This is a genomic window from Pseudomonas serbica, assembly GCF_028823535.1.
Classification (GTDB): domain Bacteria; phylum Pseudomonadota; class Gammaproteobacteria; order Pseudomonadales; family Pseudomonadaceae; genus Aquipseudomonas; species Aquipseudomonas serbica.
In genome coordinates this window covers 1-257 of the sequence record NZ_JAQIYM010000074.1, presented here as the reverse complement: position 1 = coordinate 257, position 257 = coordinate 1, and the positions used below count along the sequence as shown (strand labels likewise).

General features: G+C 66.5%; 1 protein-coding gene. It reads left to right on the top strand.

From position 1 onward, the window contains the following. Nucleotides 1-257, top strand: a 257-nt coding sequence (locus NQL71_RS29810; RefSeq protein WP_274643805.1) for an aldehyde dehydrogenase family protein, incomplete at both ends; no start/stop codon positions are given.

Below are 257 nucleotides of genomic sequence, written 5' to 3'. Positions count from 1 at the left end.
GGCATCCGCACCTTCGGTTTCTACAACGCCGGCCAGGACTGCACCGCCGCCTGCCGCATCTATGCCCAGGAAGGTATCTACGACAAGTTCGTGGAAAAACTCGGCGCGGCGGTCAGCAGCATCAAGTACGGCCTGCAGGACGATCCGGCCACCGAGCTCGGCCCGCTGATCACCGCGCAACACCGTGACCGCGTGGCCGGGTTTGTCGAGCGCGCCGTGGCGCAGCCGCACATACGCCTGATCACGGGCGGCAAGGC